The sequence below is a fragment of the Streptomyces sp. MUSC 14 genome (genome assembly GCF_001866675.1).
Lineage (GTDB): Bacteria > Actinomycetota > Actinomycetes > Streptomycetales > Streptomycetaceae > Streptomyces.
This window is the reverse complement of the sequence record NZ_MLYN01000060.1, coordinates 213,248-232,351: the sequence shown is the minus strand read 5'-3', so window position 1 is coordinate 232,351 and position 19,104 is coordinate 213,248. Positions and strand designations below refer to the sequence as shown.

Annotated in this window: 11 protein-coding genes; 8 read left to right on the top strand and 3 right to left on the bottom strand. The window is 72.5% G+C overall.

Annotation, left to right across the window (positions count from 1 at the left end):
* Nucleotides 1-346: 346 nt before the first annotated feature.
* Both BIV25_RS35200 and BIV25_RS35195 read right to left on the bottom strand, forming a co-directional pair.
* Complete coding sequence (locus tag BIV25_RS35200; RefSeq protein ID WP_071376565.1) at nucleotides 347-1,891, bottom strand: alpha/beta hydrolase; 1,545 nt, start codon at nucleotides 1,889-1,891, stop codon at nucleotides 347-349.
* 73 nt (nucleotides 1,892-1,964) lie between these two features.
* Complete coding sequence (locus tag BIV25_RS35195) at nucleotides 1,965-4,829, bottom strand: lysylphosphatidylglycerol synthase domain-containing protein (protein WP_071376564.1); 2,865 nt, start codon at nucleotides 4,827-4,829, stop codon at nucleotides 1,965-1,967.
* A gap of 185 nt (nucleotides 4,830-5,014) precedes the next feature.
* Between BIV25_RS35195 and BIV25_RS35190 the strand changes: the two genes are divergently transcribed.
* From BIV25_RS35190 to BIV25_RS35165, 6 genes are all read left to right on the top strand, one after another.
* Nucleotides 5,015-5,401 (top strand): MGMT family protein, encoded by a 387-nt coding sequence (locus BIV25_RS35190; RefSeq protein ID WP_071376563.1) that lies wholly within the window; start codon nucleotides 5,015-5,017, stop codon nucleotides 5,399-5,401.
* A 257-nt stretch (nucleotides 5,402-5,658) separates the two neighbouring features.
* Nucleotides 5,659-9,018, top strand: a complete 3,360-nt coding sequence (locus tag BIV25_RS35185) for an ATP-dependent DNA helicase (protein WP_079177066.1) — start codon at nucleotides 5,659-5,661, stop codon at nucleotides 9,016-9,018.
* Nucleotides 9,019-9,133: 115 nt separating this feature from the next.
* Complete coding sequence (locus BIV25_RS35180) at nucleotides 9,134-12,679, top strand: UvrD-helicase domain-containing protein (protein WP_071376561.1); 3,546 nt, start codon at nucleotides 9,134-9,136, stop codon at nucleotides 12,677-12,679.
* 53 nt (nucleotides 12,680-12,732) lie between these two features.
* On the top strand, nucleotides 12,733-14,136 hold the full coding sequence (locus BIV25_RS35175) for a dipeptidase (protein ID WP_071376560.1): 1,404 nt from the start codon (nucleotides 12,733-12,735) through the stop codon (nucleotides 14,134-14,136).
* A gap of 154 nt (nucleotides 14,137-14,290) precedes the next feature.
* Nucleotides 14,291-15,235, top strand: a complete 945-nt coding sequence (gene nudC, locus BIV25_RS35170) for an NAD(+) diphosphatase (protein WP_071376559.1) — start codon at nucleotides 14,291-14,293, stop codon at nucleotides 15,233-15,235.
* Between the two features lie 12 nt (nucleotides 15,236-15,247).
* Entirely contained in the window at nucleotides 15,248-15,862 is a 615-nt protein-coding gene (locus tag BIV25_RS35165; protein WP_071376558.1) for a class I SAM-dependent methyltransferase, read from the top strand.
* 48 nt (nucleotides 15,863-15,910) lie between these two features.
* Here the strand turns inward: BIV25_RS35165 and BIV25_RS35160 are convergent, their stop codons facing one another.
* A complete protein-coding gene (locus tag BIV25_RS35160) occupies nucleotides 15,911-16,153 on the bottom strand; it encodes a mycoredoxin (RefSeq protein ID WP_071376557.1) in 243 nt (80 codons plus the stop codon).
* A gap of 203 nt (nucleotides 16,154-16,356) precedes the next feature.
* Between BIV25_RS35160 and BIV25_RS35155 the strand changes: the two genes are divergently transcribed.
* Nucleotides 16,357-18,552 carry an ATP-dependent DNA helicase UvrD2 gene (locus BIV25_RS35155; protein WP_177235521.1) on the top strand — a complete coding sequence of 732 codons (2,196 nt, stop codon included), beginning with the start codon at nucleotides 16,357-16,359 and terminating at the stop codon, nucleotides 18,550-18,552.
* Between the two features lie 163 nt (nucleotides 18,553-18,715).
* On the top strand, nucleotides 18,716-19,036 hold the full coding sequence (locus BIV25_RS48110) for a hypothetical protein (RefSeq protein WP_079177065.1): 321 nt from the start codon (nucleotides 18,716-18,718) through the stop codon (nucleotides 19,034-19,036).
* Nucleotides 19,037-19,104 lie beyond the last annotated feature (68 nt).

Here is a 19,104-nt window from a genome sequence, read left to right as displayed (position 1 = left end):
CTTGCAGGACCGCGAAAAACATAACGGGGGGGGGACGGCAGCTTCGGCTCCGGAGGCGTGGACCGCGATGCCACGTCACCCGACGCCGGCGGGGATGCCGTACCCACCCCTTTTCCCTCGTCCGCGGGTCCGCCCCCGCCGGACCTGCCGCCCCTGCAGCCGGCCACCAGCAGCACCGCGGCCGCGACGGCCGTCCAGCGCAGAAATCGGCTCATGCCTACCCCCCTCACAGGCCCTGCGCGTCGTGCCGCGCCGGGCGCTCAGGCCATGGTAGGCGCCGCGGACCAAACGCGTTTTGGCTTGTGGATAACCCTTTGACCTGCAGCTTTTGGTGACTGGGCCTGCCTCAGGAGCAGACCGCTCCGGCCTTCGGTACCGTCCCGTTCAGCAGGTAGTCGTTCACCCTGCTCTGCACACACTTGTCCTTGCTGTCGTACGCACCGTGGCCCTGGCCCTTGTACGTCAGCTCGACGGCGACGCCACTGCCGAGCGCCTCGGCCATCCTCCTCGCGCCCTCGTACGGGGTGGCCGGGTCGCCGGTGTTGCCGACGACGAGGATGGGCGCTGACCCGGGTGCGCTGACGTCGGGGTGCTCGGCGGCGCCGGCCACGGCCCAGTTGGTACAGCTGATCAGGCCCCAGGCCAGGAAGTCCCCGAACAGCGGGGAGGCGGCGCGGAATTCGGACAGCCTCTGCTGGACGAAGTCCGTGGTGTAGCGCGGCTTCTCGTCGGCGCAGCTGATCGCGGTGTTGGCCGCGGTGATGTTGCTGTACTCGCCGTTCTCACTGCGGCCGTTCATCGAGTCGGACAGCAGCATGAGGATCCTGCCGTCGCCGTCGTAGGCCGCCTCCAGCCCCTCGGTCAGGTACTCCCAGAAGTCCTTGGAGTACAGGGACTGCGCGATGCCGTTCGTCGCGGCGGTCTGCGTGAGCTGCCGCGGCGGGTCGCCCGGGATCGGCTTCTTCTCCAGGTCGTTGAGGAGTTTCGCGATGCGGTTCTTCACGTCCTCGGGGGTGTCGCCGATCGGGCACTCCGTGGTCTTCGACGTGCAGTCCTCGGCGAAGTTGTCGAGGGCGAGCTGGAAGCCCGCGGCCTGGCCGAGGGCACTCTGTTCGGGGTTCTGCGTGGGGTCGACGACGCCGTCGAAGACGGCCCGGCCGACGTTCTTGGGGAACAAGTGGGCGTACACGCCGCCGAGTTCCGTGCCGTAGGAGATGCCGAAGTAGTGCAGCTTGTCGTCGCCGAGGACCTGGCGCAGCAGATCCATGTCACGGGCCGCGTCCGTGGTCGCCACATGCGGCAGGATCTTCCTGGAGTTCTGCTCGCAGGCCGCGTTGAACTGCTTGGTGCGGTTGATCAACTGAGCGCGCTCGGCGCTGTTGCCGGGCGTCGCGTCCTGCTGGAAGTACACGTCCAGCTGGGCGTCGCTCTTGCACTTCACCGGCGCGCTGCGGCCGACCCCGCGTGGGTCGAAGCTCACCAGGTCGTAGCGGGTGCGCAGGACGTCGTAGTCGGAGCCGAACGCGGGCAGCGTGCTGACCCCGCTGCCGCCGGGGCCGCCGAAGTTGAACACGAGCGAGCCGATCCGCTTGCTCTCCGGGCCGCTCGCCCTGGCGCGGATCAGGGCGATGCTGATCGTGTCGCCCTTCGGCCTGCCCCAGTCCAGGGGCGCCCGCATGGTGGCGCACTGCCATGTGGCGCCGTTCGGCAGCGGGGACGGAGCGCTGCCGCCGCCCTCGGCCTCGGACGGAGCCGGGCAGTCCTTCCAGTCCAGCTTCTGCGCCGTGAGATCCCCGTCCTCGGCGCCGTCGCCGCATCCTGCCAGCAACGCGGCCAGCAACACGGCGGTGGTGGTCAGGGCGGCGCAGCGCAGCCGGGAGGGGTTCGCCATGTACCCATCCTGGGGGTGGGTACGCCCGCGCGCGCGGGACGCGGGCCGTACGAGGTACCCGCACCCCGTGCCCCTACAAGGCGCCCTTGCGGCTCAGGTGGTTGAACGCCAGCCAGCCCGGCAGCACCGGCAGCCACAGCGTGAGCAGCCGGTACAGCAGGACCGCCGGGGCGGCGACCTCCTTGGGCAGTCCGACGGCGATCAGACCGACCGTGAGGGTGGCCTCCACCGCGCCCACGCCGCCCGGGGTGGGCGCTGCGGAGCCGAGAGCGTTGCCGGCGAGGAAGACCACGGCGACGCTGGCGATGCTGAGCGAGGCCGTACTGCCGCCGAACGCCCGGATGGAGGCGTCCAGGCACATCACGAAGCAGAACGTCAGCAGCAGGATGCCGCCGATGCCGGTGATCAGTTTCTGCGGCCGCTGCAGCACGTCGAGCATGCGGGGCACGACGCCCGCGAACAGCGACCTCACGCGCGTGACGACGAATTTCCGCAGGAACGGCACCGACGTCACCACCAGTACCAGCACCGCCACCGTCAACAGCCCCGCGATGACCGTCCGGGACGGCGACAGGGACGGCGTCTTCTCGGTGCCGGTGAGATAGCCGAAGGACAGCAGCATCAGGATGTGGGCGCCGAGCCCGGCCAGCTGAGACGCCCCCACGCTCGCCACCGCGAGGCCCGAGCGGATCCCGGCGCGCTGGAGATACCGCGTGTTGAGGGCCACGCCGCCGACCGCCGCCGGTGCCACGATCTTCACGAAGGAGCCGGCTACCTGGGCCGCCACGGCCCGCAGGAACGGCACCCGCTCCGGCACGAACCCGAGCAGCTGCATCGCCGCCGCCACATAGCTGAGCGCGGCGAACAGCACAGCCGCCGCGACCCAGCCCCACTGGGCGTTGGAGACCAGCGGGCCGAACTCGATGTGCGTGAGCTGCGTCAGCAGGAAGTACGCGCCGATGGCACCCGCGATGAAACTGATCAGGGTGCGTGGCCGCACCCGCTCCAGCCGGGCCGGCTCCACCGGTGCCTGCGGCCTGATCCGCAGCACCTCGTGACGGATCTGCGTGAGCAGATCGTCTTCGCGCGCTTCTTCGAGTGCCTCGTCGATGGCCCGTTTCTCGGCCCGCTCCTGCGCGCGTATGGCCTTCTTGTCGGCCTTTTCGAGGGCCTTGGTGCCGTCTTCCCCGGCTTCCTCCAGCCGGGCCTGCTTGGTCTGCCGGGACGCCTCCAGCACCGCCTCGCGCTCGCGCTGGGCGCGCTCCCGGGCCAGTTTGCGCAGCGTCGCGCGCGTGGAGCGCGTGAGCGCGATCGGCTGGAGCAGGGGCAGACAGTCGGCGACCGCGTCCGGGCCGAGCACCCCGACCGCCGAGGCCACCGCTCGCTCCGCGCCCACCCGCAGACCGAGGGTGGTGACCAGCTGGGCCACGTCCATGCGCAGGAGCAGTTCGCCGGCCGCGATCTCGCCGCCGCGCAGTTCGGTGAGGATCACCGTGCCGGAACGATCCACCAGAACCGCGTCACCTGCGAGCCTGCGGTGCGCGATGCGCCGGGACTGCAACGCCTGCACCTGGTGCCAGGTGTGGCGCAGCAGTTCGTCGGTGATCTCCGCGTCGGCCAGCGAGTCCAGTGTGCGCCCGCCGGTGTGCTCGTAGACGAGCATGACGGCGTCGGGGCCGAGTTCGGAGGTGGCGATCAGCTTGGGCGCGTTGGCACCGGCCGCGATCGCCGCGTACGCCAGCAAGGCCTCCTGCTCCAGCGCCTGCCGCAGTGACTGCAGGCTGGAACGGGTGGCGAAACCGCGCAGGGTCAGATTGCGCCACACCCGGTAGAAGAAGCCCTGGGCCTGCTGTTCCCGGTCGACGACCGTGACGTCCAGCGGCGGGCCGTCCTCCAGGGTGACGAAGTAGCGCCGGCCGCGGTCGCCGTTCTCGCTCTCCACGGCCTCCTCACGGGCCGCGGCGACGGGGTGGAAGCCGACGTGCCTCAGGCCCGCCATCAGGGTCTGGCCGGTGGGGCGGACGTTGGGGGAGCCGACCGCGTACAGCGTGCCGTAGGCGATGGTCCAGCCGATCAGCACCGTCAGGATGATCGAGAACGGTGTCGTGTAGCCGGTGACCAGCATCGAGAACGCGTCGAGCAGCAGGACGATCCACAGCACCGAGCGCCATCGGGGTCTGCGGGACATGCCGACGGCCGTCATATAGGCGATGACGGGTGCCAGATAGCCGTGCACGGGGTCGGTCAGGGCGTGCAGATCGCCCGGCGAGGGCTGGGTGAGCGCTTCTTGGATCGAGTCCGGGGCGGCTCTCGCGACCCACAGGTCGGTCGCGAGGGTCACTCCATGGGCGAGGACGGCGGCGAGGACGCCGTCGGCGATGCGCAGCCCGTCGCGTTTGATCAGCCGCTCGATCGCGAAGGCGACCGGCACCAGCAGGATCGCGATGCTGGACGCCAGCCCCGCGAACCTGATCAGCAGGTCAGGGGCCTGCCCGGTGCCTTTGTTGATGTCCTGTTCGAGGCCCGAGGTGGTGCCGTGTGCGAACGCGGCGATCGCGAGCAGCACCGCGATGGCCAGCACGCCGACCAGGAGTCGCATGAGGTCGGACGGGCGGTGCACGCGCGCGGGGAGCAGCGGTTCGTCACCCTCCACCTCGCCGGCGTGCGGTTCGTCGGCGGCGCCCGGACTGTGGTCGGGGGGCGTGTTCTCCAGGACGTGCGCCCCCTCGGTGTCGTGATGGTTGTCTTCGTGCGCGTGCGCGCCGTCGCCCTTGCGGGCCCCAATGTCATTCCCACGCGCACGCGTGGCGTCGTCCGTGGGCGGACCGGTGTCCTGCCGGTGTGTGCCGTCGCTCTGGCCCGCGCCGGCGGCGCCTGGGCGCGCGGCGGCGTCAGGGGTGCCCGCCCCGCCTTCGGGGTGCACGCCCTGCTGTTTCATGGTCTCTTCTTGGTCTCGTATCACCGGTCACCGCCCGCACGATGGTGGCATGCCCCACCGACCCTCGGGGGCATCAGGGTGCGGATGCGCGGGCGCACAGTCTGCCCGAAGCGCCGTCCGGGGGCGAGAGAGCCGTCCCCGCGGTCCGCGCCGCGCTGTCGGTGGAGTGCGGCAGGATGGGACGAATGAGCGAGCAGAGCCCTGCCGAGGACACCCGCGAGGGGTACGCGGACGCACTGCCGGAGTACGCCGAGCGGGTCCTCGAGGTCGCCGAGCGGATCCCGCCGGGCCGCGTGATGACGTACGGCGATGTCGCCGAGTGGCTCGAGGAAGGGGGGCCGCGCCAGGTCGGCCGGGTGATGTCCCTCTACGGAGGCGCGGTGCCGTGGTGGCGGGTCGTCCGTGCCGACGGCGTGCTGCTGCCGGGACACGAGCTGCGCGCCCTCGGTCATTACCGCGCGGAGGGCACGCCGCTGAGAGAGGCGGGCAGAAGCACCGAGGGGCATCTGCCGCGGCTCGACATGCGGCGGGCCCGGTGGGACGGCGGGGCGGGCGCAGAGGGTCACACCTGACAGCTTCCGCCATCGGATGCCCCTGGGGAGAGCCTGTGGCCCGTACGGGGGACAGAGGGGACGTCCGTGGCATGACGTACGTTCGTGAGGTGTGGGACGCGCGTGGCGCGAGCGCCGCGAGGGATGAAGCGGAAGCCCTGCTTCCGTCCGGAGCGGCGGCGTAGCGTCGGCTGCATCCGTGCCCCTCACCCCATGGTCGCCGCCTCGCGCGCGTGACCGCCCGACCATCAGCACGACCACCAGGACCGGCCAACCACGTGAGCTCCTCTTCCTCCACCGGACGCCTGCCGCACCCCCGGGTGCGGCAGGGGAGCCGTGGCGCTTACCGGCTGGTCCGTACCCCTCCCGCCGCTGTGGACCCCCCTCGTCTGGACGCGGCACAGAGCACCGTGGTTGACCACCGCTCCGGACCGCTGCTCGTCCTCGCCGGCCCGGGCACCGGCAAGACCACCACCCTGGTCGAGTCCGTCGCCGCGCGGATCGCCCGCGGCGCGGACCCCGAGCGCATTCTGGTGCTGACGTTCAGCCGCAAGGCCGCCGTCGAGCTGCGCGACCGCATGGCCCTGCGCATGGGCGCCGCCCGCGCACCCCGGGCCACCACGTTCCACTCGTACTGTTACGCCCTGGTGCGCGGCCACCAGGACGGCGAGCTGTTCGCCGAGCCGCTGCGCCTGCTCTCCGGCCCCGAGCAGGACGTCGCCGTGCGGGAGCTGCTCGCCGGACAGCCCGACCTGGAACGGCTCGGGCTCACGCACGTGCGCTGGCCCGACGAACTGCGCGCCTGCCTGACCACGCGCGGCTTCGCCGACGAGGTCCGCGCCGTCCTCGCCCGCAGTCGTGAGCTGGGCCTCGACCCCGACGCCCTGGACGCCTTCGCCCGCCGTATCGGCCGTCCCGACTGGGGCGCGGCGGCCGCGTTCCTCGCCGAATACCTGGACGTGCTCGACATGCAGGGCGTGATCGACTACGCGGAACTGGTCCACCGCGCGGTCCTGCTCGCCGATCGCCCCGAGACCGCCGCGCGGCTCGCCGCCCGGTACGACGCCGTGTACGTCGACGAGTACCAGGACACCGACCCCGCCCAGGTACGGCTTCTGCACGCTCTGGCCGGCGGCGGCCGCACCCTGGTCGCCTTCGGCGACCCCGACCAGTCGATCTACACCTTCCGGGGTGCCGACGTGAACGGCATCCTCGACTTCCCGGCGGCCTTCGCGCGCGCGGACGGCCGCGCCGCCCCCGTCGAGGTACTGCGCACCTCCCGCCGCTTCGGTGCGGCCCTGCTGGCCGCCACCCGTCTGATCACCCAGCGCATGCCGCTGACCCGGCTCGCCGCCGACAAGGTGCGCGCCCACCGCGCGCCGGCCGCCGTGCGGGACGGGGGCCGCGTCGAGGTCTACACGTACCCGACGTCCGGTACAGAAATGGACAACATCGCGGACCTCCTGCGCCGCGCGCACCTGGAGGACGGCGTCCGCTGGAGCGACATGGCCGTCCTCGTCCGGGCCGGATCCCGCCTCCCGGCGCTCCGCCGCGCCCTGAGCGCGGCCGGCGTACCCCTGGACATCGACGGTGACGATCTGCCCCTGCGGTACGAGCCGGCGGTGGCACCCCTGCTGACGGCCCTGCGTGCGGTGGCCGCGGCGGAGGCCAGGCGCCGCGAGGCCACCGAGGAAGCCGCCGCGGACGTTGCCACCGAACACACCGAAGGCGTGGAGGGCACCGCAGTCCCCACCCCGGACACCTCCTGGCTCGACACCGAAACCGCTCTGACCCTGCTCACTTCCCCCCTCGCCGGCATGGACGCGGCCGATCTGCGCCAGCTCGGGCGCGCGCTGCGCGAGGAGGAGCGCGCGGCCGGCAACGCGCTCCCGCCGCCGTCCGACGAGCTTCTCGCGCGGGCGCTCGCCGAGCCCGAGCGCCTCGCTGTGCACGACCCGGCGTACGCGCGCGGGGCGCAGCGTCTCGGCGCGCTGCTGCGCAAGGCCCGCGAACGCCTCGCGGGCGGCGGTACGGCCGAGGAGGCGCTGTGGGACCTGTGGGCGGGCACGCCCTGGCCCGCCCGCCTGGAACGGGCCGCCCGGCGCGGCGGAGCCGCCGGGCGCAACGCCGACCGCGACCTGGACGCCGTGTGCGCGCTGTTCGCCACCGCCGCGCGCGCGGAGGAGCGTACCGGCGGACGTGGCGCGCTGAACTTCCTGGCGGAGATCGAGGCCGAGGACATAGCCGCCGACACCCTCGCGCGCCGCGTCGTGCGCCCCGACGCCGTCCGTCTGATGACCGCTCACCGCGCCAAGGGCCTGGAGTGGCGTCTGGTCGTCGTCGCCGGCGTCCAGGAGGGTCTGTGGCCCGACCTGCGCCGCCGCGGCTCCCTCCTGGAGGCCGACCGCATCGGCCGCGACGGACTCGCCGAACCGCTGACGCCGGGCGCCCTGCTCGCCGAGGAGCGCCGGCTGTTCTACGTCGCCGCCACGCGTGCGCGTGAGCGCCTGGTCGTGACCGCCGTGAAGGCACCGGCCGACGACGGTGACCAGCCGTCCCGGTTCCTGACCGAACTCGGCGTCGAGCCCCGGGACGTCACCGGCCGGCCGCGCCGCCCGCTGTCCGTCGCCGCGCTCGTCGCCGAACTGCGCGCCACGACCGTCGACCCGCGCGCGTCCGCCCCGCTGCGGGAGGCCGCCGCCCGCCGACTGGCCCGGCTCGCCGCCCTCGCCGACGAGGACGGCCGCCCCCTGGTGCCCTCCGCGCACCCCTACCGCTGGTGGGGCATGTACGACCCGACGGAGAGCAAGGTGCCGCTGCGCCACCGCGACCAGCCGGTCGTGCTCTCCGGCAGCGCCCTCGACCAGCTCGCCAACACCTGCGCGCTCCAGTGGTTCCTGGGGCGCGAGGTGAAGGCCGATGCCCCCGCCACCACCGCCCAGGGCTTCGGGAACGTCGTCCACGTCCTCGCCGACGAGGTCGCCTCCGGCCGTACCCCGGCCGATCTCGACGTCCTCATGGAGCGCCTGGACTCGGTGTGGAACGCGCTCGCCTTCGACGCGCCGTGGAAGTCGCGGCAGGAGAAGGACAACGCGCGCGTGGCGCTCGAACGCTTCCTGAACTGGCACGTCCTGGACCGCACCGGCCGCACCCCCGTGGCGAGCGAGCAGGACTTCGACGTCACCCTCGCAGCGGGCGGCTACGAGGTCCGCATCCGGGGCCAGATGGACCGCGTGGAGGCGGACGGCGAGGGACGCGCGTACGTGGTGGACTTCAAGACCGGCAAACAGGCGCCCAGCGCCGCCGAGGTGGCCCGCCACCCCCAGCTCGCCGTCTACCAGCTCGCCGTGCGCGAAGGCGCCGTCGACGAGGTCTTCGACGGCGTACGTCCCGAACCGGGCGGCGCCGAACTGGTGCACCTGCGGCAGGGCGCCGCCAAGCGCGACGGCGGCGACAGCCTGCCGAAGACACAGAGCCAGGAACCGCTGTCGGGGGAGTGGGTCGGCGAGCTGCTGGCCACCGCCGCCGGAAAGGTCCTCGACGAGCGGTTCGCACCGAGCACCGGCCAGCACTGCACGCACTGCGCGTTCCGCGCCTCGTGCAGCGCCCGGCCCGAGGGGCGGCACGTGGTCGAGTGAGCCGTGGCGAGGGTGCGAGTGACGTACGGCACCACATGCGCTGACCTGCGTATCTTTCGCCCCGTACGGCTGATCCGCGCTCGACTGTCAGTGCCCGCCGCTAGCCTTTTGCGACATGCCCGCCCGTATCACCGATCCCGAGCAGCTCAAGGAGCTCCTCGGCATCCCGTTCACCCCGGAGCAGACGGCCTGCATCACCGCGCCGCCCGCCCCGCAGGTGATCGTGGCCGGAGCCGGGTCGGGCAAGACCACCGTGATGGCCGCGCGCGTGGTCTGGCTGGTCGGCACCGGACAGGTCGCCCCCGAACAGGTCCTCGGCCTGACCTTCACCAACAAGGCCGCCGGCGAGCTGGCCGAACGCGTCCGCAAAGCGCTGATCAAGGCCGGCGTCACCGACCCCGATGTCATCGATCCGGACGCCCCGCCGGGCGAGCCGGTGATCTCGACCTACCACGCCTTCGCCGGCCGGCTGCTGACCGACCACGGTCTGCGCATCGGACTGGAGCCCGCCTCCCGGCTGCTCGCCGACGCCACCCGCTACCAGCTCGCCGCGCGCGTGCTGCGCGAGGCACCCGGTCCCTACCCCGCCCTGACCCGCTCCTTCGCCGACCTCGTCAGCGATCTGCTCGCCCTCGACTCCGAACTCGCCGAACACCTCGTCGACCCCGAAGAGCTGCGCGCCTGGGACGCCGACCTGCTGCACACCCTCCAGAGCGCCAAGCTCTCCAACGCCGACCTGCGCAAGGTCCCCGAGACCGCCGCCGCCCGCCGGGACCTCGCCAGCCTCGTACACCGCTATCGGGCCGCCAAACGCGCACGGGACCTGCTCGACTTCGGCGACCAGATCGCCCTGTCCGCCCGCCTCGCGCGCGTGCCCGAGGTGGGCCGCCTCCTGCGCGAGGAGTTCCGCGTGGTGCTCCTGGACGAGTACCAGGACACCTCCGTGGCCCAGCGCGTCCTGCTGGCGGGCCTGTTCGGCGGCGGCACCGGCCACCCGGTCACCGCCGTCGGCGACCCCTGCCAGGCCATCTACGGCTGGCGCGGCGCCTCTGTCGCCAACCTCGACGACTTCCCCGCGCACTTCGCCCGGGCCGACGGCCGCCCCGCCACCCGCCAGGCGCTCAGCGAGAACCGCCGCAGCGGCGGCCGCCTCCTCGACCTTGCCAACGGCCTCGCCGAGCCCCTGCGCGCCATGCACGCGGGCGTGGAGGCCCTGCGCCCCGCCCCCGGCGCGGAGCGCGACGGCACGGTCCGCTGCGCCCTGCTGAGCACCCACGCCGAGGAGATCGACTGGCTCGCCGACTCGATCGCCCACCTGGTGCGCACCGGCACGGCTCCCGGCGAGATCGCCGTCCTGTGCCGTACGGCGACCGACTTCGCCGAGATCCAGGGCGCTCTCGTGGCCCGCGACATCCCCGTCGAGGTCGTCGGCCTGTCCGGACTGCTGCACCTGCCCGAGGTCGCCGACCTCGTCGCCGTCTGCGAGGTGCTCCAGGACCCCGGCGCCAACGCCTCCCTGGTGCGCCTGCTGACCGGCCCGCGCTGGCGCATCGGCCCCCGCGACCTCGCCCTGCTGGGCCGCCGTGCCCGGCTGCTGGTCGCCCACGCCCGCGCGCGTGACACCGACGACCCGGACCGTCGGCTCGCCGCGGCGGTCGAGGGGATCGACCCGTCCGAGGTGATATCGCTCGCCGACGCCCTCGACACCTTCCTGGAAACGCCGGCGGAGAACGTCTTCGACGACGGTGCCGACGACGGACCGCCGTTCTCCGCGGACGCGCGCGTGCGCTTCGCCCGCCTCGCTGCCGAGCTGCGCGACCTGCGCCGCTCCCTGTCCGACCCGCTGATGGACGTCCTGCACCGCGTCCTCGCCGTCACCGGTCTGGAGGTGGAACTGTCCGCGTCACCGCACGCCCTGGCCGCCCGCCGCCGCGAGACCCTGTCCAACTTCCTCGACGTCGCAGCCTCCTTCGCGGCGAGCGACGGCGAGGCGACGCTGCTCGCCTTCCTCGGCTTCCTTCGCACCGCCGCGCAGTACGAGAAGGGCCTCGACAACGCCCTGCCCGGCGGCGAGAACACCGTCAAGGTGCTCACCGCCCACAAGTCCAAGGGTCTGGAGTGGGACGTCGTGGCCGTCCCGGGACTGGTCGAGGGCACGTTCCCGAGCGCCCAGGGCCGCGAGAAGTGGACGGCGCAGGCCAAGGTCGTGCCGCACGCCCTGCGTGGCGACGCCGACACCCTGCCGGACGCGGACAGCTGGGACTCGCGCGGCATGAAGGCCTTCCACGAGGCCATGAAGGACCACCAGCACACCGAGGAACTCCGCCTCGGCTACGTCACCTTCACCCGCCCCCGCTCCCTCCTGCTCGGCTCCGGCCACTGGTGGGGCCCCAGCCAGAAGAAGCCGCGCGGCCCGTCCGGCTTCCTCCAGGCCCTGTACGACCACTGCGCCGCCGGACACGGCGAGATCGAGCAGTGGGCGGACCAGCCCGCCGAGGACGAGCAGAACCCGGCCCTGCACGCGGCGCGTGCCGACCAGGCGTGGCCGCTCCCGCTGGACGACGCCGCGCTGACCCGCCGCCGCGCGGCCGCCGAGACCGTCCTCGCCCACCTGGACGGCCTCACCGTCCGGGACACCGGCCGGCCGCCGACCGCCCACGGCCCCGCCGCCTTCGACGACCCGCAGTGGCCCACACCCCCGGACGAGGACCCCTACAGCGACGAGCCGTACGACGAGCACGAGGCGGACCACCCCTACGACCACCCCTACGACGACTACGACGAAGACCCCTTCAGCGACGAGGAACCGCCGTACGGCACGGACGCCCCACCGGTTTCCGCACCCTCGAAGGACACGGAAGACCCGGACGGCCCGGGTGCCCGGCCCGCCGTCCCCCACCAGGCCCCCGCCCCGCCGCAGCACCCCCGCCCGGCCGAGCCGCGCCCGCGCCTCACCCCGGAGGAGGCCCGCACCGTCGCCTCCTGGGACCGTGACCTGGACGCGCTCGCCGGCGAGCTGCTGCGCGCCCGCCGGACCGTCACGGACGTCCCCTTGCCCGTCACGCTGACCGCGTCCCAACTGATGCTCCTGGCCGAGGACCCCGACGGGCTCGCGCAGGAGCTCGCACGCCCCATGCCGCGCCCCCCGCAACCGGCCGCGCGCCGGGGCACCCGGTTCCACGCCTGGGTCGAGGCCCGCTTCGAGGAGCTGACACTGCCCTTGCTCGAACCGGACGAGCTGCCGGGCAGCGACGCCGAGATCGCCGACGAAGAGGACCTCCAGGCACTGAAGGAGGCCTTCGAACGCAGCGCCTACGCCCGGCGCACCCCGTACCGTGTCGAGGCCCCCTTCCAGTTCACCCTCGCCGGCCGCGTCGTGCGCGGCCGGATCGACGCCGTCTACAAGAACGGCGACGGCGCCGAGGCGATGTACGAGATCGTCGACTGGAAGACCAGCCGCACCCGCGCGGGGGACCCGCTCCAGCTCGCCGTGTACCGGCTGGCCTGGGCCGAGCAGCAGGGCGTGCCGCCCGAGTCGGTCACGGCCGCCTTCCTGTACGTGCGCAGCGGCGAGGTCGTACGGCCCACGGGGCTGCCGGACCGGGCCGCCCTGGAACGGCTCCTCACGGAAGACGCCGGAGTGGCACATCAGACAGACTGAGTGTGACGAACCGCCCGCCGAGGATGTCGGTGCGGGCCGATAGGCTCGTGAGCATGAGCCAGACCCCGGACAGCGCCGTCCGCACGTACATCGAGCAACACCGCGCCGCCTTCCTCGACGACCTCGCCGCATGGCTGCGCATCCCCTCCGTGTCGGCGCAGCCCCACCACGCGCCCGATGTACGGCGCAGCGCCGACTGGCTCGCCGCAAGACTCGGGGAGACCGGCTTCCCGGCCGTCGAGGTCTGGCCGACCCCCGGCGCCCCGGCCGTCTTCGCCGAGTGGCCCTCGGGCGACCCCGAGGCGCCCACCGTCCTCGTCTACGGCCACCACGACGTGCAGCCCGCCGCCCGTGAGGACGGCTGGGACAGCGACCCCTTCGAGCCGGTCGTCCGCGGAAACCGGCTCTACGCGCGCGGGGCCGCCGACGACAAGGGCCAGGTGTTCTTCCACACACTCGGCGTCCGCGCGCACCTCGCCGCCACCGGCCGCACCGCCCCCGCGGTCAACCTGAAGCTGCTGATCGAGGGCGAGGAGGAGTCCGGCTCCCCGCACTTCCGGGCCCTGGTGGAGGAGCGCGCCGGGCGGCTCGCCGCCGACGCCGTGATCGTCTCCGACACCGGCATGTGGTCCGAGGACACCCCGACCGTGTGCACGGGCATGCGCGGCCTCGCCGAGTGCGAGATCCGCCTGTACGGCCCCGACCAGGACATCCACTCCGGCTCCTTCGGCGGCGCCGTGCCCAACCCGGCGACCGCGGTCGCACGCCTGGTCGCCGCGCTGCACGACGAGCACGCGCGCGTGGCGATCCCCGGCTTCTACGACGGCGTCGTCGAGCTGACAGACCGCGAGCGCGAGCTGTTCGCCGAGCTGCCCTTCGACGAGGAGCGCTGGCTGCGCACCGCCAAGTCCCGCGCCGCCCACGGCGAGACCGGGCACACCACCCTGGAGCGGATCTGGGCACGCCCGACCGCCGAGGTCAACGGCATCGGCGGTGGCTACCAGGGGGCGGGCAGCAAGACGATCATCCCCTCCTCCGCCATGGTGAAGCTCTCGTTCCGGATCGTCGCGGGCCAGGAGCCCGAGCACATCGAGAAGGCCGTACGCGCCTGGGCGGCCGAGCAGGTGCCCGCCGGAATCCGCTGCGAGATCGACTTCGGCTCGGCCACGCGCCCGTGCCTGACCCCGCTCGACCACCCCGCCCTGCAGTCCGTGGTCCGCGCCATGGGCCGCGCCTTCGGGACACCGATCCGCTTCACGCGCGAGGGCGGCTCCGGGCCCGCCGCCGACCTCCAGGAAGTCCTCGGTGCCCCCGTGCTCTTCCTGGGTATCTCCGTCCCCTCCGACGGCTGGCACGCCCCCGACGAGAAGGTCGAGCTGGACCTCCTCCTCAAGGGCGTCGAGACCAGCGCCTACCTGTGGGGTGACCTGGCCGAGAACTGGCGGCCCACGCCCTGACCGCACCGGCACCGCACGGGAAGGCACCGCGCGCGGGGCACACTGGAGGGACGCCCCGACCGCCCCGCCCACACCCGGCCCGGCGCCCCATGCCGTACGTCCTGCCGAACCGACCGCCGAACGAACCGCTGTACTGGGGGAGTTGGAAGCACCCGTGACCACCTGGACCGACGACACAGCCGACCGACCCATCTCGCTGACCGCCCCGAGCGGCATCGACCGCGCCGCCCACCACCGGCTCGACGAAGCCTGGCTCGCGGCGGCGTGGAGCCACCCCACGACCCGCTGCTTCGTGGTCTCCGGCGGCCAGGCACTCATCGACGAGACCCCGGACGGCCGGACCGAACTCGTCATGACACCGTCCTTCGAGGCCCCGCTCACCGAGGCCCACCGCTACTTCCTCGGCATCGACGAGGACGGTGTCAGCTACTTCGCGCTCCAGAAGGACGCCCTGCCCGGCCGCATCGACCAGTCGGCGCGCCCCGCGGGCCTGCGCGAGGCGGGCCTGCTCCTGTCGCCGCGCGACGCCGGACTCATGGTGCACGCCGTCGGCCTGGAGAACTGGCAGCGCACCCACCGCTTCTGCTCCCGCTGCGGCGAGCGCACGGTGATCGCCGCCGCCGGCCACATCCGCCGCTGCCAGGCCTGCGGCGCCGAGCACTACCCGCGCACCGACCCTGCCGTGATCATGGCCGTGACCGACGCGGACGACCGCATCCTGCTCGGCCGCCAGGTCCATTGGCCCGAGGGCCGCTTCTCCACCCTCGCCGGCTTCGTCGAGCCCGGCGAGTCCATCGAGCAGGCGGTGCGCCGCGAGGTGTCCGAGGAGGTCGGCGTCACCGTCGGCGCCGTGGAGTACGTCGCCAGCCAGCCCTGGCCCTTCCCCTCCAGCCTGATGCTCGGCTTCATGGCCCGCGCCACGTCCGTCGAGATCGACGTCGACGGGGACGAGATCCACGAGGCCCGCTGGTTCTCCCGCGAGGAGCTGCACGACGCCTTCGAGTCCGGCGAGGTCATGCCGCCCTACGGCATCTCCATCGCGGCCCGCCTGATCGAGATGTGGTACGGCAAGCCGCTGCCGACACGCAGCTTCGTCTGAGGCCGCGTCCCAGTGGCCGGCGATCCGTACTGGAACCACAACGTCCACTACCACCGGGCTGTGCTGGCGACCGTCCCCGACGGCTGCCGCACGGCCCTGGACGTGGGCTGCGGAGACGGCCTCCTGGCGCGCAAGCTCGCCGCCCGCGCCCGGACGGTGACGGGCGTGGACCGCTCACCGGAGATGATCCGGCAGGCCCGCGCCTGGCAGCCCCGGAACGTCACCTTCGTGCAGGCCGACTACCTGGACAGCGCCGCGCTGCCCCAGAGCGCCTACGCGTTCGTCAGCGCGGTCGCGGTCGTCCACCACACCCGTTTCGGCGACGCCATCGGTGCCCTGACCCGGCTGGTCGCGCCCGGCGGCCGACTCGTCGTCGTCGGGCTGGCCCGCAACGAGACCCCGCTCGACCGGGCGATCAGCGCCTGCGGGCTGCCCGCCAGCCTCGCCTACGCGCGCGTGCACGGCGGCAAGCGCAGCCCGGCGGACATGCCCATGGAAGACCCGCCCATGCACTGGGGCGAGGTCCGCGAGGCCGCCCACCGCCTGCTGCCCGGCTGCCGCTACCGACGCCGACTGCTGTGGCGCTACATCGCGGTCTGGGACAAGACGCAGCAGGGCGGCCCCTGACACTCAGAGGCCGCCCTGCCGTGGTCACCGCGGAAAACCCGCGGAACGTCACGCGCCGATCTTCTGCTTCACCTGCGCCAGCGACGGATTCGTCAGCGTGCTGCCGTCGCCGAAGAGCACGGTCGGAACCGTCTGGTTTCCGCCGTTCGCCTTCTCCACGAATGCCGCGGACTCGGGGTCCTGCTCGATGTTGATCTCGGTGTAGGCGATGCCCTCCCGCTCCAGCTGCTTCTTCAGCCGCTGGCAGTAGCCGCACCAAGTCGTGCTGTACATCGTCACAGTGCCCTGCATGTCTCTCGCGCTCCTCAGGCAGCTCGGAAAACGTCGTCGGCTGAAGAACGTACGCGAAAGACCCGCCATTCCCGCCCGGGGTATGCGCCTTCTCACCCGGTTGTCCACAGGACGCTGTGACGCCCGCCGCATTAGTACGACAAAGAGTGCCCGCCTGTGGACAACCGCCACGGCAGCCCCGGGCGACCTGGCAGCATTGCGGTGTGACAGCAGCAACGCACTCCACCCTCTTCCCGCAGGTACCGGACTCTGCCGACGCGGTGCTTGAAGGGCTCGACCCCGAGCAGCGCGCGGTGGCCACCGCCCTGCGCGGTCCGGTGTGCGTCCTGGCCGGAGCGGGCACGGGCAAGACCCGGGCGATCACCCACCGCATCGCCTACGGAGTGCGCGCCGGGATCCTGCAGCCCTCCACCGTGCTCGCCGTCACCTTCACCAACCGCGCCGCCGGAGAGATGCGCGGCCGGCTGCGCCAGCTCGGCGCCCACGGCGTCCAGGCCCGCACCTTCCACTCCGCAGCACTGCGCCAACTCCAGTACTTCTGGCCGAAAGCGATCGGTGGCGGCATGCCCCGACTGGTCGACCGCAAGATCCAGCTCGTCGCCGACGCGGCCGCCGCCTGTGGCACCCGGCTCGACCGCGGCGAGCTGCGCGACGTGACCGCCGAGATCGAATGGTCCAAGGTCACCCAGACCGTCCCTGCCGACTACCCGTACGCGGCCGCGAAGGCCGGCCGCGAGGCCCCCCGCGCGCCCGCCGAGATCGCCCACCTCTACGCGGCCTACGAGAACCTCAAACGCGACCGTGCGGTGATCGACTTCGAGGACGTCCTGCTGCTGACCGTCGCCATCCTCCAGGACCGGCACGACATCGCCGAACAGGTCCGCGCGCAATACCAGCACTTCGTCGTCGACGAATACCAGGACGTCAGCCCGCTCCAGCAGCGGCTGCTGGAGCTGTGGCTCGGCGACCGCGACAACCTGTGCGTGGTCGGCGACGCCAGCCAGACCATCTACTCGTTCACAGGAGCAACCCCGGACCACCTCCTGGACTTCCGGACCCGGCACCCGGGGGCCACCGTCGTGAAGCTGGTCCGTGACTACCGCTCCTCGCCCCAGGTCGTCCGCCTCGCCAACGGCCTGCTCGCCCAGGCCCACGGCCGCGCCGCCGACCACCGGCTGGAACTGGTCTCCCAGCGCGCCCCCGGCCCCGAACCCGTACACGCCGAGTACACCGACGAGCCCGCCGAGGCCGAAGGCGCCGCCCACCGCATCCGCGAGCTGATCGACGCCGGTGTCCCGGCCGCCGAGATCGCCGTCCTGTTCCGTACGAACGCCCAGTCCGAGACCTACGAACAGGCTCTCGCCGACGCCGGCGTGCCCTACCAACTGCGCGGCGCGGAGCGCTTCTTCGACCGCCCCGAGGTCCGCAAGGCCGGCATCGCCCTGCGCGGCGCGGCCCGCTTCGGCGGCAACGACTCCCTGCTGGACGACGCCGTCGACCTGCCCTCCCAGGTGCGTGCCGTGCTCTCCGGTGAAGGCTGGGCCAACGAGCCCCCCGCCGGCTCCGGCGCCGTCAGAGAGCGCTGGGAGTCCCTGGCCGCCCTCGTCAACCTCGCGCACGACCTCGCGGCCGGCAACCCGAAAGCCACCCTCGCCGACTTCGTGGCCGAACTGGACGAACGGGCGAACGCCCAGCACGCCCCCACCGTCCAGGGCGTCACCCTCGCGTCCCTGCACGCCGCCAAGGGCCTGGAGTGGGACGTCGTCTTCCTGGTCGGCGTCGCCGAAGGCATGCTGCCCATCACCTACGCCAGAACCGACGAACAGATCGAGGAGGAACGCCGGCTCCTCTACGTCGGCGTCACCCGTGCGCGGGAACGGCTCCACGTCTCCTGGGCCCTGTCCCGCTCGCCGGGCGGACGCCCCAACCGCAGAGCCAGCCGCTTCCTCGACGGCCTGCGCCCCGGCACCACCCCCACGGCCGGCCGTACCGGCACCACCACCGGCGCAGGTGTCGAACGCGGCACCGGCCGCGACGTCCCCGCCGTACCCCGGCGCGCCCAGCGCAGCCCCGCGCGCTGCCGGGTCTGCGGGCGGACGCTCACGGACGCGGGCGAGATGAAGCTGATGCGCTGCGAGGAGTGCCCCTCGGACATGGACGAGGGCCTCTACGAACGCCTTCGCGCGTGGCGGACGGTGCAGGCCGAGCGCAGCGGACAGCCGGACTTCTGCGTCTTCACCGACCGCACCCTCGTGGCCATCGCCGAGGCACGGCCGGAGAACTCCGCCGAACTCTCCCGCATCCCGGGCGTCCTCAACCGCAAGCTACGCAGCTACGGGGACGAAGTTCTGGCCATCTGTGCAGGTCAGGACGTCAACGAAGGCGTCAGTGACGACTGATACGAACTCGTCGAAAAAATAGTTTGCGCATGCCCCGGCAATCCCCATAGGTTCTAGGCACGGAAGCCGCGGCCTTCTCGAAGGCCCGCCTCCGTGATGTACTTGCATATCCGAACGGACTGGCTCACCCCAGTCCCCAAGACGCCGAGAGGAGGCGAGTCCAGTGATCAGCATCAACAGCAGCATCATCAGCGCGGCCAAACTGACCGATCGCTCGACCGTCTCCACGTGCATGCTCGGCGCCTCGAACCAGGGCACCGGTCTGTCCGGCATCCGTGCCGCCCGTCCGGCGTCCTCCCTTGTTCTCACGGGTCTTTCCACCCGAGAGCGCAATGAGCGACCGACCAAGGCACTGGAAGCGGTAGCGGCAAAGGCACATGCCTATGCCTTTGCGGCAGCCGGTGCCGGATTCCGGAAGCAGACGACGCAGCACCACCTGATGTGGGCCTTCCGTGGGCCTAAACCCTGGAGTGATCCAGCCTGATCGACGATCAGGCCGGCGCCTTCAGGGCCGCGGAACCCCACCCGGGATCCGCGGCCCTTCTGTTTTCC